Genomic DNA, 25285 nt, shown 5'->3' on the forward strand with positions numbered 1-25285 from the left:
CCTCTGTCCACAGGTATCCGTCAAAGTGGCTCTAAATGAAGGCTAAAGCCCTACTTTAGACCACAGCCTGTGGATAACGTTGTGGATAGTCTAAGGGGGCAATTATGGCAGTAGTTGAGATAGAACTCGCCGACCTTTGGGACCGGGTTATTGAGCATGTCTCACTCGGAGAACCACAACACCGCGCCTTTCTAACAATGACTAAACCGCTGGGTTTAATCCAGAGCGATGGTGGAATCACAAACCTACTTGTTGCAGCCCCAAATGTTTTTGCAAAAGATGTTCTCGAGTCCCGACTTCGTGTTGTTGTTAATGAAGTCCTTACTCGCGAACTTGGAGATAAAACAAATATCGCAGTGATGGTCGATGAGTCGCTCGAACTCGCGGATCACCCAGCGCCGGCGGTTGTTATTGAAGTAGCGCCATCACGTCCGGGCACTGGCCGCGACAACACCGAAACTGGCACTCGTAAAAACGATGAGCCTTCGCAATTAAATCCTCGTTATATTTTTGAAACTTTTGTTATTGGTGCATCAAACCGTTTTGCTCACGCCGCAGCTGTTGCAGTAGCTGAAGCGCCAGCAAAGGCTTACAACCCACTCTTTATTTACGGAGAGTCTGGGCTTGGCAAGACTCACTTGTTGCACGCTATTGGCGCCTATGCCAAAGAGCTTTATGGTAGTGTGCGAGTTCGTTATGTTTCATCTGAAGAATTCACCAACGATTTTATTAACTCTATCCGCGACGATAAAGCCTCTGCTTTCCAGCGACGTTACCGCGACTTAGATGTTCTTCTTGTCGACGATATTCAATTCTTGGAAAATAAAGAACGTACCCAGGAAGAGTTCTTCCATACTTTTAATACGCTTTATAACGCCAATAAACAAATAGTTATTTCATCTGACCGCCCACCAAAGCAATTAACAACTTTGGAAGATCGACTACGTTCTCGTTTCGAATGGGGTTTGATTACAGATATCCAGCCACCAGAACTTGAAACCCGTATTGCGATTCTGCGTAAGAAAGCTGCGCAAGATAAGTTAAATGCACCGGATGATGTTCTCGAATATATTGCAAGTAAAATCTCTACAAATATTCGCGAGCTAGAAGGCGCTCTTATTCGCGTTACCGCTTTCGCCAGCCTTAACCGCCAAGGTGTTGATTTAGGTTTAGCTGAAATCGTTCTTAAAGATTTGATCCCAAGTGGCGCAGGTCCAGAAATCACCGCGCCGACAATCATGGCCCAAACCGCCGCTTACTTCAGTTTGACGATCGACGATCTTTGCGGGACCTCACGTTCTCGGGTTTTGGTAAATGCGCGCCAGATCGCGATGTACTTGTGCCGCGAGTTAACTGAGCTTTCGTTACCGAAGATCGGCCAGACTTTTGGCGGTCGCGACCACACAACTGTTATGCACGCCGACCGAAAGATCCGCCAGTTGATGGCTGAACGCCGGTCTATTTATAACCAGGTCACCGAGTTAACTAACAGGATTAAATCTCAAAATAGGGGTTAGGTGCTTTGTCCGATTTTTCACCTTTTGGGGTGCTTACCCCCAACTGTGGAGAAATTGTGGATAACTGTGGATTTCAACAGGAAATCTGTGGTTAAAACTAGGTTTAAAAAGTTTCGTTTTTAAGAAAGGGGTAGTTGTGGTGAGAGAAGCTGTTAATACACACAGAAACGCTGGGTTTGTCCACAACTTTCCAACAAGTAAAAACGCCTCTGAGCAGGACTTTCCTTATTTATCCACAGATATCCACGGTGGTTACTACTACTACCTATATATACAAGAAACCCGCCCCCAAGCGAACCCCACAGCTTTTAAATCTTTAAAAACCCAACTAACTAAAAACCTACCTGCTGTGCAAGACTTTCAACTAAAGAAAAAGAGGGTTACGGCGTGAAATTCACTGTAGATCAAGGCGCGCTCACAGATGGCGTTAATTGGGTTTCCCGGAGCCTTTCAACCCGACCAATTAAAACCGAGCTTCTCGGAATCGTTATCGATGCCACTGGCGATGAGGTAATCCTTTCTGGTTCCGATTTAGAAACCTCAAGCAAATCTTTCTTTAAAGCAGATATCGCACAACCTGGAAAAGTATTGGTTCCCGGAAAGTTACTCGCGGAAATTTCTCGCTCCCTTCCAAATAAACCAATCACAATCACTTTAGATGGTTCTCGTGTTCTTGTTACTTCAGGTTCGGCAAAATTTACACTGCCAACTCTTTCAATCTCTGAATACCCAAATCTGCCTGAACTTCCAGAAACAACCGGAGTTGTTGCAAGCGATGTTTTCGCAACCGCGGTTGCGCAGGTTGCAATTGCTGCAGGCCGTGATGACTCACTACCAACACTTACCGGTGTACATATTGAAATCAACGAAGAGACTGTCACGTTGGCTGCAACAGACCGCTACCGTTTAGCAGTTCGCGAATTTAATTGGCAACCAACAACCCCGGGTCTTTCAACAACATCACTGTTGCGCGGGCGCACAATTGCCGATGCTGCTAAATCTTTAACTGGTTCAAAGAACGTTTCACTATCTTTCGCACCCGCAACTAGCAACGACCGCCTCGCAGGATTTTCCGGCGAAGGTAAGTCGATGACATCGCGCATGCTGGATGGAACCTTTCCTCCATACCGCCACTTGTTGCCACAAGAAGTAACAACCACTGCAATCGTTGAAGTTGCACCATTCCTAGATTCAGTTCGCCGCGTTGCACTTGTAACCGATAAAACAGTTCCGCTTCGCCTTGAATTTGCAAATAACTCAGTTTCACTTGAGGCAGGCGCCGGCGAAGAAGCACAAGCCACCGAAGCTATTGAAATTTTGTTAAACGGTGAAGCTATATCAATCGCCTTCAACCCAGTTTTCTTAGCTGATGGCCTGCAAGCCGTCGGAACTTCATTTGTACAAATTTCATTCACTGGTTCAAATAAACCAGCGATCCTCATGGGCAAATCAGAGCGCGATGGCAAGGTAATCGAAAACTATCGCTACCTTTTAATGCCGATGCGCTACGCCTCTTAAGGCCACTTAAGTGCGCGTTAAAAAATTAGCGCTGACTAATTTCCGCTCATATAAATCTCTCGAGCTAGAGCTAGCTCCTGGACCAACCACCTTCATAGGCAATAACGGCTCCGGTAAAACAAATATCGCAGAAAGTTTGATTTATCTTGCATACCTTTCTTCACACCGCGTTTCTCAAAACCTTCCACTTCTACATCTTGGCACCGATCAAGCGATCATTCGCGCCGAAATCGAGCGCGATGACCGCACTCTGCAGGTAGACCTAGAGATAAATGCCAGTAAAGCCAACCGTGCGCGGTTAAATCAAAACGCAACCAAATCACAACGCGATATTCTTGGCGCCCTGCAAGTTATCTATTTCTCACCTGAAGATTTAGATCTAGTGCGCGGTGAACCAACCCACCGCCGGGATTTTCTAGACAAACTTTTAATCACGCGAGCCCCAAGACTTGCTGGAGTTATTTCTGATTACGACCGCGTTGTTAAACAACGCAACACCTTGTTGAAAACTCGCGCGCCCGAAAACGCGCTGGCGCCATGGACAGAACAATTAATTAATTTAGGCGCACAATTAAGTGCTGAAAGAATTGCCTTAGTTGAAGAGTTAAACCCTTATGTAGCTGCAAACTACGCAAACCTAAATGAAGTAAAACCGGCGTCGATTGCTTATAAATCCGCAACTGACGGTTTAACCACAAATACCGATGAAAATATCCAAACCTTAACTGCGCGCCAACTAGAAGTAGCCCGTCAAGAAACCGAGCGCGGAGCATCACTTATTGGTCCACATCGCGATGACCTACATCTACAACTCGGCGATTTTCCAGCAAAAGGTTATGCCAGCCACGGTGAATCCTGGTCAATGGCTATCTCACTTCGTGTCGGAGCTTTTAACTTACTTAAATCTGAAGGCGCCGAACCCATTTTAATTCTCGACGATATCTTCGCCGAACTTGATACCGCCCGCCGCGCACAGTTAACTTCAGTTACAAAGATGGCTGAACAAACAATTATTACCGCAGCGGTTGAAAGCGATCTTCCACCAGAGTTATTATCAAGTAAGTACTACGTATCCCCAGGTGTGGTAAGTAAAGAAAGGGCAACCAATGTCTAAACGCGACCTTGCCTTAGATTTATTTCGTAGCTACAAAACCGGATTTATAAAGAAAACAAAAGTTGTTGAAGAACGCACCTCAAAACCCGGCGACCCAACTCTTATCAATAAAGTAATCGAAGATTTAATAACGCAGCGCGATTGGCATTTAGGAATCGCCGAAGGAACTCTGTTCTCAAATTGGAAATCAATTGTCGGTGACGAGATTGCATCCCACACAACACCACTCTCACTTCTCGAAGGCGCCTTACTTGTGCAATGCTCATCAACTGCTTGGGCTACACAATTAACTGCAGTTGGTTTAGATCTGCTGCACTCGGTTCAGAAGAGCGCTCCTGATGCCGGCGTGCAATCTTTAAACTTCATCGGGCCGCAAGCGCCCTCCTGGAAACGCGGCCTCCGGACCATCAAAAACGAACGCGGCCCGCGCGATACCTACGGTTAAAAGCCTTAAAACCCATTCACCCAATAGGAACCCTCACCCGTGCGCGGAAAATGGCGCATTACCCACACCTAAGGCTTATTGTGGCTAGCGCCTTTTCTTTTTACAGATAGGATAAGAGCGCTTAGTTAAGGAATTCCCCTTCTAGGTGCCTTTTAAGACCAGAACTTGATTTTGTGAGGAGCCTTTAGTGTCCGAGAAGTCCGGCGGTTACGACGCCAGCTCGATCACCGTCCTTGAGGGCCTCGATGCTGTCCGTAAACGCCCCGGCATGTATATCGGCTCAACTGGCGAACGCGGCCTTCACCACCTGGTCTATGAAGTCGTCGACAACTCTGTAGATGAAGCGCTCGCAGGATATTGCGATGAAATCAATGTGACTTTAATGCCTGATGGCTCACTCCAATGTATCGACAACGGTCGCGGCATTCCGGTTGATATCCACCCAGTTGAAAAGAAGCCAGCGCTCGAAGTTGTTCTTACAGTTTTACACGCCGGCGGAAAATTCGGCGATGGTGGTTACTCAGTCTCTGGCGGTCTACACGGTGTAGGTATTTCTGTAGTTAACGCACTTTCTACTGATCTTTCAGTTGATGTACAACGCGATGGTTTCTTCTGGTCACAAAGTTACAAACTTGGTGTTCCTACCGCGCCAGTTAAAAAAGGCGAAGCTTCAACCAAAACCGGTACAACAGTTCAATTCTGGCCATCTGCCGAAATCTTCGAAACCACAGATTTCTCATTTGAAATTTTATCCACACGTTTTCGCGAAATGGCTTTCTTAAATAAAGGTTTACGTTTAACCCTTACCGATCTGCGCCCTGGCCATGTTGATGATAAAGGCGAACCACTACACGTAAATTACAAATACGACGGCGGTATTGCAGATTTCGTAAAACACCTAAATTCAACGCGTGGTGAAACCCACAAATCAATCATCTTCTTTAACGCCGAAGATAAAAAAGCCAAACTCTCACTTGAGATTGCCATGCAATGGAACGCTGGGTTCTCTGAATCTGTCTACACCTTCGCAAACACAATTCACACCCACGAAGGTGGAACCCACGAAGAAGGTTTCCGAACCGCACTTACATCAGTTGTAAACAAGTTTGGCGAAGAAGCCGGATTCATTCGCAAAAAAGAAGATCGCCTAACTGGTGATGATGTTCGCGAAGGTTTAACTGCAATTGTTTCTATCAAACTCGGCGAGCCACAATTTGAAGGCCAGACAAAAACTAAACTTGGTAACACTGAAGCAAAATCATTTACCCAAAAGGCTGTCAACGAATTCTTAACACAATGGTTTGAACAGAACCCACAAGAAGGTAAAGACATTGTTCGAAAGAGTATCGATGCCGCAGCAGCACGCGTTGCAGCGCGCAAAGCGCGCGATCTATCGCGCAACCGCAAAGGTTTACTCGAAGGCCGCGGCATGCCCGGCAAGTTGGCCGATTGCCAATGGACGGACCCATCAAAGTGTGAGCTCTACATCGTCGAAGGTGACTCTGCAGGCGGTTCCACAAAAGGTGGACGCGATTCACGCAACCAAGCAGTTCTACCAATCCGCGGCAAAATTCTTAACGTTGAAAAAGCACGTATCGACCGCGTATTACAGAACAACGAAGTACAAGCGCTAATTACCGCACTTGGTACTGGCGTTCACGAAGATTTCGATATCGAAAAACTTCGCTATCACAAGATTATTTTGATGGCCGATGCTGACGTCGACGGACAACACATCCGCACACTTCTTCTAACTTTGCTATTCCGTTTTATGCGCCCACTTATTGAAAAAGGCTTTGTTTACTTGGCGCAACCACCACTTTATAAAATTAAATGGGGCGGCAAAGATCCGATTGAATATGCATTCTCTGATCGCGAACGCGATGGCATGATCAAGATCGGTCTCGACGCCGGAAAGCGTTTACCAAAAGATGACGGTATCCAACGCTTTAAAGGCCTTGGCGAAATGCCAGCGAAAGAACTTTGGGATACAACAATGGATCCCGAACACCGCGTGCTAATTCAAGTAACTCTTGAAGATGCATCTGCAGCTGATGATCTCTTCTCTGTTCTTATGGGTGAAGATGTAGAACAGCGCCGCGCATTTATTCAACGTAACGCTAAAGACGTTAGATTCTTGGATATTTAAATGGCTGACGATAAAAAACCTAAAGATGTAACTCCAGTCGATCGCACTGGCATGGTTAACCCTGGTGATGATTTCGATCGCATTGAAACAGTTGACCTTCAAGTTGAAATGGCGCGTTCGTACCTCGACTATGCAATGTCAGTCATTGTTGGCCGTGCTTTGCCAGATGTGCGAGATGGATTAAAGCCGGTTCACCGCCGCGTTTTATATGCGATGTACGACGCTGGTTATCGACCAGATAAGGGTTACTACAAATCTTCACGTATCGTCGGTGATGTCATGGGTAATTACCACCCACACGGTGACACCGCGATCTATGACACCGTTGTTCGCTTAGCCCAGCACTGGTCTCTGCGCTATCCATTGGTAGATGGCAACGGAAACTTCGGTTCTCCCGGCAACGATCCAGCAGCGGCAATGCGTTATACCGAAGCTCGTTTATCGCCTATCGCGATGGAGATGATGCGCGATATCGATGAAGACACCGTTAACTTCTCACCAAACTATGACGGCCGTTCTCAAGAGCCAGATGTTTTGCCAAGCCGTTTCCCAAACCTGCTTGTAAATGGTTCTGCTGGTATTGCAGTTGGTATGGCGACAAATATTCCGCCACACAACTTACGCGAAATCACCGAAGGCGTTATTTACGCTCTTAAAAATCCAGATATCAAACCTGAAGATTTGTTAAACGAACTTCTAAAGATTGTTAAAGGCCCAGATTTCCCAACTAAGGCTTTAATTGTTGGACGCACTGGCATCGAAGAGGCTTACCGCACAGGCCGTGGTTCAATCACGATGCGCGCAGTTGTGCAGGTTGAAGAAATCAATAAGCGCACCTGTCTTGTAGTTTCCGAACTTCCATATCAAGTTAACCCAGATAACTTAGCCCTTAAGATCGCCGAACTTGTTAAAGATGGCAAGATCAAAGGCATCGCCGATGTGCGCGATGAAGGCAACGAGCGTCTTGGCCAACGTCTAGTAATTGTTCTTCAATCTTCTGCAATTCCTAAAGTTATTTTAAATAACCTTTATAAACAGACTCAATTACAAGATACCTTCGGCGCAAACATGTTGGCACTTGTCGACGGCGTGCCACGCACCCTGCGTTTAGATGAATTCATCAAGTTCTACATCGAACACCAAGTAGAAGTAATCATCCGCCGTACTAAATATCGTTTGGCCGAAAAAGAAAAACGCGCCCACATCTTGCAGGGCTACCTCAAAGCACTCGATGCTCTTGATGCGGTTATCGCTTTAATCCGTGCATCTACCACCCCTGAAGAAGCGCGCACCGGTTTGATGAAGCTACTTGATGTCGATGAAGTGCAAGCAAATGCAATTCTCGATATGCAACTGCGCCGCATCGCGGCGTTGGAGCGCCAGAAGATCAACGACGAATACAACGGGCTTATGGCCGATATTGTCGAGTTAAACGAGATCTTGGCCAGCGAAGCAAAGCAGCGCCAGATAATCATTTCAGAGCTCACTGAACTCACTGCAAAATATGGCGACGAACGCCGCACCCAAATTGTTGCTAGCGAAGGTGATTTCTCGGCTGAAGATTTAATTCCAGATCAAGATGCGGTCGTCACAATTACTCGTGGTGGCTATGCCAAACGTACCAACGCAGATCTTTATAAATCACAACGTCGCGGTGGCCGCGGCGTAAAAGGTGCGGCGCTAAAGCAAGATGATGTTGTCGACCACTTCTTCGTTGCCAGCACACACGACTGGTTATTGTTCTTCACCAACCAAGGACGCGTCTACCGCGCCAAAGTTCACGAACTTCCAGATGCAGGCCGCGATGCACGCGGACAACATGTTGCAAACTTGATGGCCTTTAAACCGGATGAGCTAATTGCACAAGTCTTGTCATTTAAAGATTACACAGCATCTCCTTATCTAGTTCTTGCAACTAAAACTGGTTTAGTTAAGAAGACTCCACTTACCGAATATGACTCACCACGCACCGGCGGCTTAATTGCAATCTCACTAAAACCAGGCGATGAAGTTGTATCTGCAGCGCTTGTAAACAAAGGCGATGAATTGTTATTGGTTTCCAAGAAAGCGATGTCACTTCGCTTCGCCGCAGATGAAGAATCACTTCGTCCAATGGGTCGCTCAACAAGTGGTGTTATCGGAATGAAGTTCCGCGCCAATGATGAACTTCTAACAATGGCGCGCATCGATTCACAAACAGCAACAGCATTTGTATTTACTGCAACCGACGGTGGTTACGGAAAGAAAACCCCACTCGATGAATACCGCTTACAAGGTCGCGGCGGTATAGGCATTAAAGCTGCCAAGATCGATGAAAATTCACGTGGCTCACTCGTTAGCGCACTAGTTCTTGCTGATACCGATGAAATCTTGGCGATCACATCTGCAGGAACCGTTATGCGCACACCAGCTGCTGAAGTCCGCCAAACCGGCCGCGACTCAATGGGTGTTCGCTTGGTAAACCTCGATGAAGGCGTTGCACTGGTCTCTGTTACACAGAACCAGGAAGATGAGATTTCGGGCAAATAACGCTAGTCTTGCCCACCTGCGCTAAGGCGCGTTTTGGTCTCTTGAAGAAGTTCAAGTAACCTAGCGCTTCTGCATTAAAGAGAGATCTTTCTTGCGGGCCCATAGCTCAGCCTGGTTAGAGCGCTTCCCTGATAAGGAAGAGGTCGGTGGTTCAAGTCCACCTGGGCCCACCCGTTCTAACACGGGGACCTAGCTCAATTGGTAGAGCACCGCCTTTGCAAGGCGGGGGTTAGGGGTTCGATTCCCCTGGTCTCCACAAATTTTAATTTTGGAACCAGTAAAACTGGTCTCCACACAGTTCTTATTTAATGTAATTCATCCACTTAAACGATTGGCTACAAATATGTCATCAACAGCAACTCTTCACACATCACTCGGCGACATCGTTATCGAGCTCTACCCAAATCACGCACCAAAGACAGTTGCAAACTTTGTTGAACTTGCAACCGGTGCGAAAGAGTGGACCGATCCACGCGATGGCAAGAAGACAACTGCAAAGTTGTACGACGGAACAATTTTCCACCGCGTCATTTCAGGTTTCATGATTCAAGGTGGAGATCCACTCGGAAAAGGTTTCGGCGGACCTGGTTACCAATTCGCTGACGAATTCCACGGCGAACTTCAATTCGATGCGCCATACATTCTTGCAATGGCTAACTCAGGCCCAGGAACAAATGGTTCACAGTTCTTTATCACTGTTGCACCAACAACTTGGTTGAACCGCAAGCACACCATCTTCGGAGCAGTTAAAGACGCTACTTCTCAGGCTGTTGTAGACAAGATCGGTTCAACACCAACAGGTGCACAAGATGTTCCTGTTACACCAGTTGTAATCAATAGCGTCACAATCGCTTAACTCTTAATTATGTATCAAATGAAGCGTTCTGCAACGCTCTCATTAATTACACTAATTTCCGGTGCGTACTTATTAAATCTGGGCTACCCAGAGTTTTACGATTACACAGCGCTCTTCAGACCATTTGTAGATTCAGGTGAATACTGGCGACTCTTTACTGTCGCTCTCGTTCACGGCGGACTCACACATCTATTTTTTAATATGTTCTCACTTCTTGTTTTAGGAAATCCCATCGAAGCTGCTCTTGGCAAAGCGCGCTTTCTTGTAATTTTCTTTATCTCACTCTTAACCGGTTCCCTCGCTTCGATCTATCTAACAAACGATCTCCACGTTTCCGTTGGCGCATCTGGCGCAATCTTCGGTTTATTCGGCGCCTTCATCGCACTTCGCAAGCGCATCAACGACGGCGTACGCGATATCTATGTAATCGTCGGACTTAACTTCGTATTCGGCTTCATCCTGGGCGGCGTCGACTGGCGCGCCCACCTTGGCGGCCTTGTCGGGGGCTACCTGACTACCGCGGTATTGCTTCGAATTACACGCGTGTAATTCATACACACTGTGCACAAACCCTGTGGATATCTTTTTAAACGTGAAACTAAGGATTCCGAAGCGCAAGGACTGTAAAAGGCTTTTCCCCAGTCCTCAGCAAGGAATCCTTAGTTCTTAAGATTTCTAAGTAGGACTTGAGCTACATCCAAAACCTCAACGTCGCTTTGCCGCGCAACCATTCCGTCGCCAACCATCACGCGACAGAACGGACATGCAACTGCAACTTCATCAACGCCGGTTGAAATAGCTTCATCGACGCGATTTAAATTAATACGAGTTCCAATTTTCTCTTCCATCCACATACGTCCACCACCACCACCGCAACAGAATGAACGCTCTTGATTACGTGGCATCTCAGTAATGTCGCAACCGGATGCTTCAAGCAGTTCGCGTGGTGGCGCATAGATTTGATTGTGACGACCCAAGTAACAAGGATCGTGATAGGTAAGTTTCTGTTCGCTCTTATGTGGACTTGGCTTTAAGCGCTTCTCTTTAATCAAAGTGTTAAGTAATTGAGTGTGGTGCAACATCTCAAGCTCGAAGCCACTCTGTGCATAGTCGCGACCAATTGTTGTGAAGCAGTGAGGGCAGGTAACAACCACCTTCTTCTTACCCTTTGGGCGACCTGCAAATACTTCGTTAAAAGTTTCGATGTTTTCGCGTGAAAGTATTTGGTAAAGGAATTCATTTCCGGCACGACGTGCGGGATCTCCCGTACATGTCTCGCGCTTTCCTAGAACTGCGAAGTTAACACCAGCCATGTATAGAAGTTCCGCAACAGCCTTCGTTGTCTTCTTAGCGCGTTCTTCATATGCACCCGCACAACCAACCCAGAATAAATATTCAACTTCATCTGGCAATACGCCTTCAACAACGCGAACTGGAAAATCACACTCTGCAATCCAGCCTTCGCGATCTTGTTTATTGGCACCCCAAGGGTTGCCGGCTTTTTCAAGATTGCGGAATGTTCCACCAAGTTCTGATGGAAATTCTGATTCAACCAAGACCTGGAAGCGGCGCATATTTACGATGTGATCGACATGTTCGATATCAACCGGGCATTCATTTACGCAGGCGCCACACATGGTGCAAGACCAGAGCACATCGAGTGAAATAGGGCTGTTCTCGCCAACTATCGCCTCTGTTTCAACAACTTTAGCCATCGCGTGATCGCGCATCGCCATAATCAAAAGCTTTGGTGAAAGTGGTTTATCTGTATGCCAAGCAGGACATTGCGATTGGCACCGTCCACACTCGGTACAGGAAGTCATATCGAGCAGACCCTTCCAAGAAATATCTGCACGATTTCCTAAACCAAAGACATCATCTTCGGCAGGATCTTCAAAGTTAACTGGCTTACCGTGCGACAACATTTCAGGAAGCGCGCCAAGTGAGTTACTGCCATCGCTATTGCGCTTATAGAAAATATTAAAGAAGGCTAAGAAGCGGTGCCAAGCAATACCCATTGTTAAATTACTTGCGATAACAATGAACCACGCCATCGAAATAACTATTTTGGCTGTTGCTACCCAGACGATTGCGTTTTCGATTGCGGCAACACTCATACCTTGGAAAGCAAGAACTGCTGGCCAAGAGATTGCATAATGCCAGTTCCAGTTTTCTTCCCCAGCGAGTGCGCCTTCAAGACCGCGCAGTGCAATTACACAGAAGACAATCGCAAGGATTGTTGCTTCAACGTAATAAGCCTTGCCCATTCCAGAACCAGCAAAACGGTTAAGCATGCGAAAACGTGTAACTTGGCGAATGCCAATTAAGGTAACAATGCCAACTCCGGTAGCCATCGCGATAAATTCCGCGAATAGTTCATAAACAACCCAATGACCAATTAAGGGCAACGCAAACTCCGGATTAATTACTTGCCCATAGGCTGTAACCAAAGTTCCAAAGAGCGCACCGAAACCGACCATGACAAACCAGTGCGCAATCCCAGTTGCGGTGAAGTTGAGCATCTTGGTGTGGCCCAAAACTTCCTTCAACATATTCTTAAAGCGCGCACTCTGATCATTGCTGCGCGTTGGATCGGCTTGGCCCTTGCGATAAATCCCAATCAACTGGCGCACCCGAACCGTCAGCAGAGCGAGAGCTACAACGGTGATCGTGTACGAAAGTGTGGCCAGGGCGATACGCATAACGCGAGGTTACCGATCACGGCCTCGATTTACCTTGAGATGAAGCCTTTGAATTCCGCCAGTAAAGCCGACCGTAAAAGGCTTTTCCCCGGTCGGCGATGGTGGAATTCAAAGGCTGGGAATATCTGGGCAGGTGAGGGAGTTATACGGGATGCCCCAACCTTGAGTCGCACCTACTCAACCTTTTGAGTAAGATGGACTCAGGTTAGAGCAGCCTCAACCCCAGATCGGGCTTGAGATGAGCTAAGAAACGTAAAAAGGAGCAATACACATGGCTAGAGCAGTCGGAATCGACCTAGGAACTACAAATAGCTGCGTATCGGTACTCGAAGGTGGAGAGCCAACGGTTATCGCAAACGCAGAAGGCGCTCGCACAACCCCATCGATCGTCGCCTTCGCAAAGAATGGCGAAGTCCTCGTCGGTGAAGTTGCTAAGCGTCAGTCAGTGACAAACGTTGAACGCACAATCCGTTCCGTTAAGCGTCACATGGGTACTAACTGGTCGATGGATATCGATGGCAAGAAGTACACCGCACAAGAAATTTCTGCACGCGTTCTACAAAAGCTGAAGCGCGATGCTGAGGCGTATCTCGGAGAAACAGTTACAGATGCAGTTATTACTGTTCCTGCTTACTTCTCTGATGCAGAACGTCAAGCAACAAAAGAAGCCGGCGAAATTGCGGGCCTCAATGTTCTTCGCATTATCAACGAACCAACTGCAGCAGCGCTCGCATACGGTCTTGATAAAGCAGATCAAGAACAAACAATTCTCGTATTCGACTTAGGTGGTGGAACGTTCGACGTTTCACTTCTTGAAATCGGCGATGGCGTTGTTGAAGTTAAAGCAACTGCTGGTGATAACCACCTCGGTGGCGATGACTGGGATCAAGCACTAGTTGATCACTTGGTACAAACATTCGGTTCTAAGAACGGGATTGATTTAACCAAGGACAAGATGGCGATGCAGCGTGTTCGCGAAGCAGCTGAAAAAGCGAAGATCGAACTCTCATCTTCACAGCAAGCTTCAGTTAACTTGCCTTACATCACTGTTGATGCGGAGAAGAATCCCCTCTTCCTTGACGAAACAATTACACGTGCACAATTCCAAACACTTACAGCACCACTTCTAGATCGTTGCAAGAAGCCATTCCAGCAAGTTCTTAAGGACTCCGGAATCGCAATCGGCAATATCAAGAGCGTTGTTCTTGTTGGTGGTTCAACCCGTATGCCAGCAGTCGTTGATCTAGTTCGCGATCTAACTGGCGGAAAAGAGCCAAATAAGGGCGTAAACCCTGATGAAGTTGTTGCAGTTGGTGCATCACTTCAAGCTGGTGTACTTAAGGGTGAAGTTAAAGATGTTCTCCTTCTCGACGTAACACCGCTAACACTTGGTATCGAAACCAAGGGTGGCGTTATGACAAAGATGATCGAGCGCAACACAACTATCCCTACAAAGCGCAGCGAAATCTTTACAACTGCTGATGACAATCAGCCAGCCGTACAGATTCAGGTTTACCAGGGCGAGCGTGAAATGGCTGCTTACAACAAGAAGCTAGGCATGTTCGAGCTAACCGGAATCGCTCCAGCTCCACGCGGAGTTCCACAAGTTGAAGTTACCTTCGATATCGACGCAAACGGAATCGTTCACGTTGGTGCAAAGGATCTTGCAACAGGCAAAGAACAATCAGTCACAATCAGTGGTGGATCTGCTCTTTCAAAGGAAGAGATTGATCGCATGATGGCAGATGCTGAAGCTCACGCGGCAGAAGATGCACAGCGTAAGGAAGAAGCAGAGATCCGCAACAACGGAGACTCACTTGTCTATCAGACTGAAAAGTTCATTGCAGATAACGCAGAAAAACTTTCAGAAGGCGAAGCAGCCGAGAAGAAAACTGAAGTTGAGGCAGCACTTGCTGAACTAAAGACTTCACTCGGTGGCGCTAACTTCGAATCAATTAAGTCAAACACTGAAAAGGTTGCAACGCTTAGCCAAGCACTTGGTTCAGCAATGTATGCCGCAGCAGGAGCCGCAGCCGGTGATGGTGCAGCAACTGAAGATGGTGTTGAAGATGCAGAGGTAGTTGAAGACGAAGGCGCTAAGTAGTGTCAGACTCGACAACAGAAGCGGATGACGCTTTGCTAACAACTGAAGAAGCAGTGGAGGCTGCCCCGGTTCAGGAGACTGATCCGGTGGCAGCGCTCACCGCTGATTTACAACGACTTCAGGCTGAATACGCCAACTACCGCAAACGTGTAGAACGCGATCGCGCACTTGCTCACGAACTAGCAATTGGTGGAGTTTTAAGCGAACTTCTTGCAACCCTCGATGATATTGCCCGCGCAACCGAACACGGTGAGCTAACTGGCGGATTTAAATCCGTTGCAGATCAAATCACTGCAACAACAACTCGCCTTGGTTTGGAAAAGTACGGCACAGCTGGTGAAGAATTTGATCCACAAATTCACGAAGCGCTTCTGCATGACACAAGTGCAGATGTAAAGGTGCCGACTGCAACAAAGATTTTGCAGCCTGGATATAAATTTAAAGAACGTATCCTGCGCCCGGCTCGCGTTGCAGTTACCGATCCAGCCGAAACGCCTGCGGAGTAATTACTTTCCATGGCCGCTAAAGACCTTTATGAAAAGGATTTCTATAAGATCCTCGGAGTTGGCAAATCTGCCAGCGGCGATGAGATCAAGAAGAAATACCGTTCTTTAGCGCGCGAATTGCACCCTGATAAAACTAAGGGCGATGCCGCAATGGAAGAAAAGTTCAAAGCAGTTTCTGAGGCTTACGACATCTTGTCCGATGGCAAGAAGCGCGCTGAATACGATCAAGCGCGCGATATGTTCGAACGCGGTGGTTTCCGCGCACCACAAGGCGGCCAAAATTTCCAAGGTGGAGATTTCTCCGACATCTTCGGTGGCGGAAACCCACAAGATATCTTCGCTAACTTATTTGGTGGCGGTGGACGTCGCGGTCCGCGTAAAGGACAAGATTTACAAACCGAAGCAACAATTACCTTTAAAGAAGCGGCTTTCGGTACAACTTTAGAACTTCGCTTATCTGCAGATGGTGGGCCATCTCAAACTATTTCAGCGCGCGTTCCAGCTGGAGTAAAAGATGGCGCAAAAATTCGCGTTAAAGGAAAAGGTTCCAGAGGCGAAGCAGGCCCCGGCGACTTATTTATCTTGCTACATGTAAAGCCCCACGCTGTTTTTTCACGTAAAGGCGAGAACATTGCACTAACCGTGCCAGTTACATTTACCGAAGCAGCACTTGGCGGAGACATTAAAGTTCCAACGCTTGCCGGCGATGAAGTTACCTTGCGCATTGCCCCCGGAACTTCTAATGGACGTGTCTTGCGCGTTAAGGGCCGCGGAATTACCAAGGGTGCAACCGTCGGAGATTTACTTGTAACTATTGAAGTGCAAGTTCCACAACGCGTTGAAGGTGAAGCACTTGATGCGCTTAAGAAATATGCCGAAGCAACTGCTGATCAAGAAGTTCGTAAAGAATTTAACACGAAGGCGCTGCAATGAGCGACAAAGAAAATTTAGATAACCAACAACCTGATGACGAAGCAGGTCTATACGTCATCTCTGTTGCTGCTGAACTTTCTGGTCTACATCCACAAACACTGCGCCAATACGACCGCCTAGGTTTAGTTTCGCCCAACCGCACTGTTGGCCGCAATCGCCGTTATTCATTGCGCGATATTGCATCACTTCGCATGGTGCAGCGCTTAACCGGTGAAGGTATTAACCATGCGGGTATTAAACGAATCATTGAACTCGAATCTGCAATGGCCAATATGGCGATTGAGGTTGCACAACTTCGCATTGAAGTCGATGCGCTTCTTACCGAAAATCCACCAAAAGGACTTGCGGTGCGAAAGAAGAACGAAGTAATCGTTTACGAAGAAGAGCGCTAAACGCTTTTAATCGCGTTTACGCGCCCTGACCATTTACCTAAAATCTTCTCCGCTGGTGTACCTAAAACCTTTTCGATCACCGTCGAGTAAACATCGCGGAAATCTGTAGTAACAGCTAGGTCGCCATCGATTAACTTTGTAAGAGATGGTTGATCTCCATAGAAACCACCCTGTACGCGATCGCCAATTAAGAACATTGGGCCGGCGCTTCCGTGGTCCGTGCCTTCGGAACCATTTGCCTTAACACGTCGCCCAAATTCGCTATAAACCATGACGGTAATATCTTTAGAACGACCAGATGCTTTCATCTGACTCAAAAACTTAGTGATGCTGGAAGAGACAGTTCCAAGCAATAAAGCTTGGGCATTTGCTTCATTTGCATGGGTATCGAAGCCACCGAGGGATACCGACCAAACCTTTGTTGGCGCACCTGAAGCAATTAACTTTCCAACGAGATTTAACTGTTGCGTAAGATTTGAATCTCCACCAGCGTTACCACCAGAAATTGTTGGAAGATCATCAGACATCGGAGCTGGTTGCGATAGAACGGGGGTAATACTTCCAGAGACATTAAATAAGTTGCGCATCGATGTCGCTGCAGCGGCCATTAGCGGGCTATCTTTCTGCGAAGGCGCACTTAAGCGCTGACATGCTTTTGCAAATTGGCCTGACGGAATTATCAAACCACCAAGTGGTAACGCCGAGCCGCTCTGTATTTTTCCAGCTAAAAGTGGAGGCAGAACGCTTCCCAAGCTAATTGCAGTCATTGGATCTACTTTTTGCGTATCTAACCAACGCCCTAACCAACCAGTGTTTAGATGGGTTTGCGGAGAACCAGTCTGCCAAATCGCCATTGAAGAGAAATGTGAACGATCAGGTTTTGGATAACCAACGCCACGCACAATTGCAACTTTCTTCTCATCCCAAAGCCCTTTTATTCCAGTCATCGATGGATTGAAAGCAAAATCTTTATCAATCTGCAGCAGCGACTCTGGTGCGTAAGTTAAATCAGGACGCGCAGCAAAGTAAGCCGGATCTTTATATGGAATAACGGTATTTAATCCATCGTTGCCTCCGTAAAGAGTTACAACAACAAGAATTGGCGTACCTAAAGGCAGAGGGCGTGTAATTGCTGCATTTGCTACATCATCAAGTGATAAGACAGATGTTGCCGCGGCCGAGACTCCAGAGTACTTAAGGAATTGACGGCGCGTAAAGCGCGTCATACCTAATTGTTCACGAGAGAAAACTGGTTTTTCAATCATGCGCTCACCACATATTCTGGACTACAGATCGCCAAGGTAATTAAGCGCTCTGGGTTATTGCGAACTTCGCGAAGCGCAAACGTTGTGCGCGGTGACCACTCAACAACTCCTAACAAATCCGCCAGGTATGCAGATCTCTTTTCAGGGGCAATAGTTGTTAACTGCGAAGTATCGATTTGAGACGCGATCCACGTTGCAAAAGCTAGGCGGAATTGCGCACTCGCTGAACTAAGCCAAGCCTCATCGGTTGGCCAACCTCCTACATTTGGTGGAGAAAATGGAATCTGTGACAATTTATCGAGGTAACTATTTATCTTATTCTGCGAGTTCATTTGTGATGGCGTTAAATTGAATGCACGGCAAACGGCGATAAACCATTCAATTGGTGATTTAACGATGGAATATTCAGGGTTTGCGAGAGCTTTACTTTCAACCATCGACTTAATAAGGGCTGAAATGTCTCGACTAGCGAATGCCGCAATCGAAGGATTGTTCTCAGACAGTGGCGCAGTAGATGAGATGAATCGGTACCAAATTCGCTCATTAATAAACTTCGCACAATCTGGCTGTGATACCAAGTGTTTAATTACTTCTTCAGGAGACATCACGCCGGTTTTGCCTAAGACGGTAACGGCGCCAGTATCTCTACGCCGTGGAACCGAAACTACTTCACCAGTGCTGCGAGTGATCTGATAACCAGTAAATGCGCGCGCTAACTCTCGAACATCCATCTCGGAGTAGCGATTTACCCCAAGAACAAATAGCTCCATCATCTCGCGCGACAGATTTTCATTGGGCGCCTTTAAAGTATTTTCTCCACCGTCTAACCAGATTTGAAGTGCGCCATCAAAAAACATCGCAGATGCGAAATCACTAAAGTTTCCTAACGCATATTTTCTAAATGTTAAATTCTGGTTGTACATCGGCAGCGCGTAATTAACTTTTCCAATTGATGTCGCCCAATGTCCATGCCAGAACCAGACCATCTTTTCGTGCAATTGATTTTCTGAAGCCACCATTTGATCTAGCCACCACTTGGAGAGAGAAGTGGTTTGTGCACGCAAGCTTTGCGAGAACGCGGCGATCTCTGGGCTTTTAGGTTCGGGACGTTTTCCTAAATCAATTAACACCGGCGGAGTAACAGCGATTTCATTCTTTGATTTTGCGAGAAGTTCAGAGCGGGTTTTCTCAACCCCATTCTTTAGTGCGGCCTCAAATTCACCAGGGCGCGGGCCAAATCCAAAACGATGAAAGAGGCGAGCGGTCTCAAGGCGCTTTAGATCCATGCAAGGAGAGTATGTGGAGCAGGTGAACAATGTAAGGTTGCCACATGAACTCACACGAACTTCTCCGAGAAGAGATAAAAAACAAGGCCGTTGTTCACGGAAAAGTCATACTTTCATCCGGAAAAGAAGCCGATTACTACGTTGATCTGCGTCGTGTAACCCTCGATCATGTTGCTGCCCCACTCGTTGGTGAAGTAATGCTCGAACTAACTAAAGATCTTGATTACGAGGCAGTTGGTGGTTTAACGCTCGGCGCAGATCCAGTTGCAACAGCGATGATGCACGTGGCAGCGCGCAACGGCAAAGAAATTAACTCATTCGTAGTCCGCAAAGCAGAAAAAGCTCACGGATTGCAGCGCCGCATCGAAGGTCCAGATGTTGTTGGAAAGCGCGTCTTGGCAGTTGAAGATACTTCCACGACAGGTGGCTCTGTTTTAACTGCGGTTGAAGCCCTTAAAGACGCTGGCGCAATTGTGGTTGGCGTTGCCGTAATCGTAGAACGCGGCGCAAAGCAAGCGATCATTGATGCTGGATACGAATACCGCGCAGCATTCCAACCGTCAGATTTGGGTCTTTAAGAAATTAACTTAAGTGGCGTTTAGTGCGCCACTCGCGCAGAATTTCTAGCGCAACCGGCAAGACGCTTATCGCAATAATCAAACCAACTATTGGAAGCAGATATTTATCAACGCTTCCCTCGATACGTTCGCCTAGAAAAAAGCCCAAGCCAATTACCGATTGCGTCCAAATAACTGCGCCAACTACGTTCCAGAGGAAGAATTTCTTTGCAGGCACTCCCACAATTCCGCACATAGGATTTATCAGCGTGCGTACAAAAGGAATAAAGCGCGCTAAAACCAAAGCCTTACCGGTGCCATATTTATTTAGCCACTTCTGCGTTGCTTGCACTTTCTTCTGATTAAAAATGCGGCCATCGGGGCGATCAAAGAGCTTTACCCCGTATTTTGCGCCAATCCAGTAGCCGGTCTGAGATCCGATAATTGCAACAAGCGGCGCTGCAATTAATAACGAAATGATCTCAATTTGCACACCATCGAAGACTTTTGCAGCCGCACCCGAAGCGCCGACACCTGCTAGGAATAAAAGTGAGTCTCCTGGGAAGAATAAACCGATCAACAAACCAGTTTCCATAAAAATTATGGCGAGAATACCTATAAGGCCAAGAGTTGAAATAATCGAATGAGCATCAAAGAGATTAACCGTTTGGGAAAAATGCATACCTAGAGGATAAGGTACGCGCCATGTCTTCGCACTCAGGCTCAGGGTTGCACTTCTCACCTGAGCGCAACTGGATGAACGACCCAAATGGGTTGATCTTCTATAAAGGTAAATACCACCTCTTCTTCCAACATAACCCTTTCGAAAATGTTTGGGGCAATATGTCGTGGGGTCATGCAGTAAGCGAAGATTTGATTAACTGGAATGAATTGCCAGTAGCTATTGCTTGCGATGATTCACACGCAATTTTTTCGGGTAGCGCGGTAGTTGATTACTTCAACACATCAGGCTTCGGCACTTTAGAAAACCCGGCCATGGTGGCTATCTACACTGCACATAAACACGATGATTCGCATCAAGCGCAGGCTTTGGCATATAGTCTCGACGAAGGTTTGACCTGGGTTAAATATGAAGGCAACCCCGTTCTTGATCTACAACTAAACCACTTCCGCGATCCAAAAGTGATGTGGGATAGAACAACAGAAGCTTGGTTAATGACCGTTGTTCTTCCCAAGGAAAGAAAAGTCTCTTTCTATTCATCAAAAGATCTAAAAAATTGGGCGCATTTAAGTGACTTTGGCCCAGTTGGCGCCACCGATGGCGATTGGGAATGCCCGGATCTATTTCCTTTATTTGTAGACGGCGATGAAAGCAGAACCAAATGGGTTCTGCTAATTTCAATTAACCCAGGTGGTTTAACTGGTGGATCCGGAACACAATATTTCATCGGTGACTGGAACGGAAAAGAATTCATTGCCGACGATGTAAGAACTAATTGGTTAGATTACGGCCGCGACAATTACGCCGGTGTCACATTTAACGACGTACCAAACCAGCGCCGCGTCTTTATCGGCTGGATGAGCAACTGGGAATATGCACACAGCTTTCCAACATCACCATGGCGTGGTGCGATGACGCTTCCACGCGAGCTAACACTAATAACCAAAGATGGAAAGATTTCACTCGCTGCAAAACCAGTTGCAGAGCTAGAAAATTATCTTGGTGAGAAGTTAACGGCAGGAAACAAAGCGGAGCTCTTACAGATAATGGCAACTATTTCGACAAGCGAAGGTCTTTCAACAAAGTTTCGCGTAACCGCTGATGCCGGAAGCTATTTCGAGTTTGGGTACGACGCCAAAAGTAAATCTATTTTCGTTGATCGCAGTAACGCTTGGAATGAAATCCCCTCAACCCATATTCATTGCGCACGCCTAACCGGCGATGAAAAAACCTTTGATATCTGCGCAATTGTTGGCAGCGCATCAGTTGAAATCTTCGCGGTAGGCGGAACTCTTGTAATAACGGATCTTTTATTTCTATCTGGGGTGAGCCGTAGCGTTTCCTTCGAGATCGCCGAAGGATGCCAGCCACCCCGTTCGATCGCCGTTCGGGCTATCGCGCCACGCCGTTAAAGCCCCGCATAGCACTGCAAAAACCTGCAAAAAACCCTGAAAATGTCATTACATCGTTACGAGCAAAGCACCAATTGTCCGATTTTGGCTTGCGCGGCTCGTGTATTTTTCCCCTCAAATCAGCCGGTAACTCTCTGCCGGCTGCCCCTTTGAGAGGAAATATATGAAGAAGACAAAGCTCGGAGCGCTCCTTGCCGCTTCAGCAGTTGCTCTTTCACTTGTTTCAGTAGCGCCAACAGCGTCAGCTGCAACATGTTCAAAGAAGACAACTGTCACAATGCTCGGAACAATCAAGCCTGAAATTCAGGATCAATTCCTTGCAGCAGTTGCTTCTTACAACAAGAGCCAAAACTGCTACACACTTAAGTCGATCCCTGGTGATCGCAACATTACATTCCTACAGAACGTAACCCCAAAGTATGCTGCAAATGATGCACCAACAATCATGTACACACTTCAAGAGATTCCTGACATGGCTGACAAGGTCATGGACTGGAAGGGAACAAAGCTTGTAAAGCTAGTTTCACCAGGACTTCTTGAAGCTGCAAAGGTTGGCGGCAAGCAGGTTGGTGTTCCATCAACAGCTGAAGCTTTCGGTCTTCTTTACAACAAGAAGGTAATCAAGGCTGCTGGTATTGATGCAACAAAGATCAAGACACGTGCAGATCTAGAAGCAGCATTTAAGAAGCTTCAGGCAGCTGGAAAGAAGCCACTTCACTTCTCAGCTATCTGGTGGTCACTTGGTGCACACTTCACAAACATCTTCCATGCAAACGCTGGCAAGACACACGAAGCACGTCTAGCAGTTCTAGATCAGCTTTCAGATGGAAAGAAGAACCTTTCAGCAGATCCAGCATTTAAGAACTGGCTTGCTACATACGATCTTCTAAAGAAGTACAACTCATCACCAGCAAACCTCACAGACACTGAATACGATGCTTCAATTGCAGCACTTGCAAGCGGAGATTTCGGATTCATGTTCCAAGGTAACTGGACTGAGCCAAACTTGATGACTGCTGCAAAGGGCACCGATTTCGGAATCATGCCTCTTCCAACAGGCACAACCGCATCAACATACGGAAATGATTCAATTCCAGTTGGTGTACCTGGTTACTTCATGATCGATGCAAAGCAGTCAACAAAGGCTGAGCGCGATGGTGCAGTTGACTTCCTTACATGGCTCTACACATCACCAACCGGACAGCGTTTCGTTGCTGATCCTGTAACTGATGGCGGAATGGGATTCATTCCTGTTTACAAGGGCTTCAAGGTTCAGCCAGCTACAAGCATGGCTCGCGATATCGCGAAGTATGTTGATGGCGGAAAGACACTTGAGTGGATCAACACCTACTACCCAGCAGGTCTCCAAGAGACAGTTGGAAAGGTATCTATGCAGCAGTACTTCACCGACAAGATCAGCGCAGCTGACCTTGCTAAGGCGATCCAAGATGCATGGAAGGGCTCAACAAAGACTTGGCGTGGAGCAGCGAAGTAATTTCGCACACCCATATCTAAGTTAATAAAAAGTAAATAAAATCATCCTGAGGCGGGGCAACCCGCCTCAGGATGATTTACTTAAAGCGAGAAAGAATTAGGAGATCCAAGTGAAATCAGCGAGATCCATGAAGCGATTCATGAAATTTGCTGGCGTTCCACTTGCCATCTTTTCTATTGTTCTCGTAGTTCCTTTTGTAAACGGTGTCTATTACACCTTTACTGATTGGGATGGATTTGAAACAACAAAGTTAGTTGGATTTAGCAATTACGCAGAGTCATTTCAGGACCCAACATTTTGGTCGACTCTTCGATTTACAGCGTTATTCGTAGTCGTCTCCTTGGTTTTAGTTAATGCCGTTGCTTTTGGACTGGCTCTTATCGTTACATCCAAATTAAAAAGCGCTAATTTTCTGCGCACATTCTTCTTTGTACCAAACCTCGTCGGTGGAGTAGTCCTCGGTGTTATTTGGCAATTTATCTTTAACAGCGCAATAGTTGCTCTCGCAAATAAATACGATTGGGAACTTTTCAAACAGTCTTGGCTACAGGACACAAATAAAGCATTTTGGGCGCTCATCATCGTTACCGTTTGGCAGTCATCTGGTTACATGATGATCGTTTACATCACCGGACTTATCTCAATCGAAAACGATGTCCTTGAAGCATCGCAAATCGACGGCGCTTCACCTCTGCGCACTCTATTTACAATTAAAATTCCTTTGATGGCTCAGGCATTCACTATCGCGCTCTTCTTGACGCTGCGCGGTGGCTTTATGGCCTACGACGTAAACGTCGCGCTCACCGGCGGCGGCCCATTCCGTACAACTGAATTGATTTCGCTTCACATCTTCCAAGACGCTTTCGCCAACGGAAACTTTGGCACTGGTCAATCAAAGGCGGTCGTAATGTTCTTGATCGTTGCCCTTGCAGCCTTAGTCCAAGTGACAGTCTCTAAGAGATACGAGGTTCAGCGATGAGTACACGCGCCCGTTGGGGCAAGCGGGCCACATTCGCAGTTGGCTACACGCTGGCTTTCGCATATGTCTTCCCATTCTTCTTAGTCTTCGTAAACTCACTCAAGCTCAAATATGACATCTTGGCTAACCCGCTAGCGATTCCAATTTCAATTACTTGGGAGAACTTCCAGCAGGCCTACACCAAGATGAACTTCTTCAGATCTCTGACGAATTCGATAATCATCACAGTATTGAGCGTTTCATTACTAATCGTGTTTTCATCAATGTTGGCTTATTACTTAGCGCGCACGAAAACAAAGCTAACTAAGTACATCTTCCTAGTACTTGTGGCATCAATGATCGTGCCTTTCCAAGCGTTGATGATCCCATTTATGGCGCGCTTCGCTCAGTTTGTTTCGTGGAACAACCGTGGAGCACTGATCTTCTTCTACATCGGATTTGGCGTTGCTCTATCTACATTCCTTTATCATGGCTTTATCTCCACAATTCCAACCGAAATTGATGAAGCAGCTTCTATTGATGGCGCATCGGATATGGTCGCATTCTGGAAGATCATCTTCCCGATGATGCGTCCCATCACCGCAACTGTTGCAATTATCAATGCGCTCTGGATTTGGAATGATTTCCTATTACCGCGGCTTGTACTAACCAATGAAACGCAGACCTTGCCGCTTTCTACTTATCTCTTCTATGGCCAGTACTCTATTGAGTACGGACAAGCCATGGCCGGACTTGTTTTAGCTGTAATTCCAATTGTTATCTTCTACCTAGTTCTACAAAAGCAATTTATCTCCGGTATCTCACAAGGCGCAGTCAAGTAACCCTTAAATAAATAAGAAAGAGA

At 46.8% G+C, this 25285-nt stretch carries 21 protein-coding genes and 2 tRNA genes; 19 read left to right on the forward strand and 4 right to left on the reverse strand.

Annotation, left to right across the window (positions count from 1 at the left end):
- Positions 1-104: 104 nt before the first annotated feature.
- The 10 genes from dnaA (at position 105) to A1s21148_RS00055 (ending at position 10677) form a co-directional block, all read left to right on the forward strand.
- Positions 105-1517, forward strand: a complete 1413-nt coding sequence (gene dnaA / locus A1s21148_RS00005) for a chromosomal replication initiator protein DnaA (RefSeq protein ID WP_095670461.1) — start codon at positions 105-107, stop codon at positions 1515-1517.
- A 387-nt stretch (positions 1518-1904) separates the two neighbouring features.
- Complete coding sequence (gene dnaN, locus A1s21148_RS00015) at positions 1905-3035, forward strand: DNA polymerase III subunit beta (protein WP_095670463.1); 1131 nt, start codon at positions 1905-1907, stop codon at positions 3033-3035.
- A gap of 10 nt (positions 3036-3045) precedes the next feature.
- Positions 3046-4149 carry a DNA replication/repair protein RecF gene (recF, locus tag A1s21148_RS00020; RefSeq protein WP_095670464.1) on the forward strand — a complete coding sequence of 368 codons (1104 nt, stop codon included), beginning with the start codon at positions 3046-3048 and terminating at the stop codon, positions 4147-4149.
- Complete coding sequence (locus tag A1s21148_RS00025) at positions 4142-4594, forward strand: DciA family protein (RefSeq protein ID WP_095670465.1); 453 nt, start codon at positions 4142-4144, stop codon at positions 4592-4594. The genes recF and A1s21148_RS00025 overlap by 8 nt, the downstream gene beginning before the upstream one ends.
- A 187-nt stretch (positions 4595-4781) precedes the next feature.
- Positions 4782-6743, forward strand: coding sequence for a DNA topoisomerase (ATP-hydrolyzing) subunit B (gene gyrB / locus A1s21148_RS00030; RefSeq protein ID WP_095670466.1), 1962 nt, complete (start codon positions 4782-4784; stop codon positions 6741-6743).
- A gap of 51 nt (positions 6744-6794) precedes the next feature.
- Positions 6795-9272, forward strand: coding sequence for a DNA gyrase subunit A (gene gyrA / locus A1s21148_RS00035; protein WP_420022013.1), 2478 nt, complete (start codon positions 6795-6797; stop codon positions 9270-9272).
- Positions 9273-9367: 95 nt separating this feature from the next.
- Positions 9368-9442: transfer RNA gene (locus A1s21148_RS00040), tRNA-Ile, on the forward strand.
- A 13-nt stretch (positions 9443-9455) separates the two neighbouring features.
- Positions 9456-9528: transfer RNA gene (locus A1s21148_RS00045), tRNA-Ala, on the forward strand.
- A gap of 87 nt (positions 9529-9615) precedes the next feature.
- A complete protein-coding gene (locus A1s21148_RS00050) occupies positions 9616-10128 on the forward strand; it encodes a peptidylprolyl isomerase (RefSeq protein WP_095670468.1) in 513 nt (170 codons plus the stop codon).
- Positions 10129-10137: 9 nt separating this feature from the next.
- The gene (locus A1s21148_RS00055; RefSeq protein ID WP_223299391.1) at positions 10138-10677 is read left to right on the forward strand and encodes a rhomboid family intramembrane serine protease; all 540 of its coding nucleotides are present in this window, start codon (positions 10138-10140) and stop codon (positions 10675-10677) included.
- Positions 10678-10787: 110 nt separating this feature from the next.
- Here the strand turns inward: A1s21148_RS00055 and A1s21148_RS00060 are convergent, their stop codons facing one another.
- Positions 10788-12830, reverse strand: a complete 2043-nt coding sequence (locus A1s21148_RS00060) for a (Fe-S)-binding protein (protein WP_095670470.1) — start codon at positions 12828-12830, stop codon at positions 10788-10790.
- A gap of 271 nt (positions 12831-13101) precedes the next feature.
- Here A1s21148_RS00060 and dnaK point away from each other — a divergent pair, with 271 nt between their 5' ends.
- From dnaK to A1s21148_RS00080, 4 genes are read left to right on the forward strand one after another with little or no spacing between them, the layout of a single operon-like run.
- Entirely contained in the window at positions 13102-14934 is a 1833-nt protein-coding gene (gene dnaK, locus A1s21148_RS00065; protein ID WP_095670471.1) for a molecular chaperone DnaK, read from the forward strand.
- Positions 14934-15440, forward strand: coding sequence for a nucleotide exchange factor GrpE (gene grpE, locus A1s21148_RS00070; protein WP_095670472.1), 507 nt, complete (start codon positions 14934-14936; stop codon positions 15438-15440). Before dnaK ends, grpE begins: the two co-directional genes overlap by 1 nt.
- A gap of 9 nt (positions 15441-15449) precedes the next feature.
- Entirely contained in the window at positions 15450-16373 is a 924-nt protein-coding gene (locus A1s21148_RS00075; RefSeq protein ID WP_095670473.1) for a DnaJ C-terminal domain-containing protein, read from the forward strand.
- Entirely contained in the window at positions 16370-16765 is a 396-nt protein-coding gene (locus tag A1s21148_RS00080; RefSeq protein ID WP_095670474.1) for a heat shock protein transcriptional repressor HspR, read from the forward strand. The genes A1s21148_RS00075 and A1s21148_RS00080 overlap by 4 nt, the downstream gene beginning before the upstream one ends.
- Here the strand turns inward: A1s21148_RS00080 and A1s21148_RS00085 are convergent.
- Both A1s21148_RS00085 and A1s21148_RS00090 read right to left on the reverse strand, forming a co-directional pair.
- Positions 16762-18030 carry a DUF1501 domain-containing protein gene (locus tag A1s21148_RS00085; RefSeq protein ID WP_223299392.1) on the reverse strand — a complete coding sequence of 423 codons (1269 nt, stop codon included), beginning with the start codon at positions 18028-18030 and terminating at the stop codon, positions 16762-16764. The genes A1s21148_RS00080 and A1s21148_RS00085 overlap by 4 nt on opposite strands.
- Complete coding sequence (locus A1s21148_RS00090; protein ID WP_095670475.1) at positions 18027-19316, reverse strand: DUF1800 domain-containing protein; 1290 nt, start codon at positions 19314-19316, stop codon at positions 18027-18029. The genes A1s21148_RS00085 and A1s21148_RS00090 overlap by 4 nt, the downstream gene beginning before the upstream one ends.
- A 44-nt stretch (positions 19317-19360) precedes the next feature.
- On the opposite strand from A1s21148_RS00090, the gene pyrE reads away from it, so the two are divergent.
- Positions 19361-19894: an orotate phosphoribosyltransferase gene (gene pyrE / locus A1s21148_RS00095; RefSeq protein ID WP_095670476.1), complete on the forward strand. Its 534-nt coding sequence runs from the start codon at positions 19361-19363 to the stop codon at positions 19892-19894.
- Positions 19895-19898: 4 nt separating this feature from the next.
- On the opposite strand, the gene A1s21148_RS00100 is transcribed toward pyrE, so the two are convergent.
- On the reverse strand, positions 19899-20555 hold the full coding sequence (locus A1s21148_RS00100) for a DedA family protein (protein ID WP_095670477.1): 657 nt from the start codon (positions 20553-20555) through the stop codon (positions 19899-19901).
- Between the two features lie 23 nt (positions 20556-20578).
- Here A1s21148_RS00100 and A1s21148_RS00105 point away from each other — a divergent pair, with 23 nt between their 5' ends.
- The 4 genes from A1s21148_RS00105 to A1s21148_RS00120 all read left to right on the forward strand — a co-directional run bounded on the left by A1s21148_RS00105 (position 20579) and on the right by A1s21148_RS00120 (position 25262).
- Complete coding sequence (locus tag A1s21148_RS00105; protein ID WP_095670478.1) at positions 20579-21967, forward strand: glycoside hydrolase family 32 protein; 1389 nt, start codon at positions 20579-20581, stop codon at positions 21965-21967.
- A gap of 163 nt (positions 21968-22130) precedes the next feature.
- The gene (locus A1s21148_RS00110; RefSeq protein WP_095670479.1) at positions 22131-23462 is read left to right on the forward strand and encodes an ABC transporter substrate-binding protein; all 1332 of its coding nucleotides are present in this window, start codon (positions 22131-22133) and stop codon (positions 23460-23462) included.
- Between the two features lie 109 nt (positions 23463-23571).
- Positions 23572-24441 (forward strand): carbohydrate ABC transporter permease, encoded by an 870-nt coding sequence (locus tag A1s21148_RS00115; protein WP_223299393.1) that lies wholly within the window; start codon positions 23572-23574, stop codon positions 24439-24441.
- The gene (locus A1s21148_RS00120; RefSeq protein ID WP_095670481.1) at positions 24438-25262 is read left to right on the forward strand and encodes a carbohydrate ABC transporter permease; all 825 of its coding nucleotides are present in this window, start codon (positions 24438-24440) and stop codon (positions 25260-25262) included. Before A1s21148_RS00115 ends, A1s21148_RS00120 begins: the two co-directional genes overlap by 4 nt.
- The last annotated feature ends 23 nt before the right edge of the window (positions 25263-25285 follow it).

The sequence above is a fragment of the Candidatus Planktophila lacus genome, assembly GCF_002287925.1.
Taxonomy (GTDB): domain Bacteria; phylum Actinomycetota; class Actinomycetes; order Nanopelagicales; family Nanopelagicaceae; genus Planktophila; species Planktophila lacus.